This is a genomic window from Bacteroides sp. 51, from assembly GCF_010500965.1.
Lineage (GTDB): Bacteria > Bacteroidota > Bacteroidia > Bacteroidales > Bacteroidaceae > Bacteroides.
This window is the reverse complement of record NZ_QVMI01000142.1, coordinates 1-357: the sequence shown is the minus strand read 5'-3', so window position 1 is coordinate 357 and position 357 is coordinate 1. Positions and strand designations below refer to the sequence as shown.

The 357-nt window shown below is 46.5% G+C and carries 1 protein-coding gene; it reads left to right on the top strand.

Annotated elements, in window-relative coordinates:
- Positions 1-168 precede the first annotated feature (168 nt).
- The coding region (locus D0T87_RS24365) for a hypothetical protein (RefSeq protein WP_203558783.1) at positions 169-357 on the top strand (189 nt) is incomplete at its 3' end.

The window sequence follows — 357 nt, the reverse complement described above, 5'->3', positions numbered from 1 at the left end:
TTCGTTCTTGTCATAATCGCTGAACTTGTTTAGTAGCGAGATTCTAAAGGAATGGACATCAGACGATGGGCTATTGGCAACGTCAGACTGCACTTGTTCCACTTGCTCCTCGGCTTCGTCTTGTTTAACCATTTGCTCCTCGGCTTCGTCTCGTTTACCACAGAACAAATGACACCTCATTCCACAGACGGTACGACACCGCCAACCGCTACACCGGAGCCTACAACTAAAGGAACAAATTGTACGGCAAGCAGGGTCTGGATTTGCGTCGGAGTACTCTGGAACTACCAATGCGAGAATCAGGGTCAAGGCGATGAAGTATTTGAAATTCATCTTGATGATATGTTCGTTCTTAAC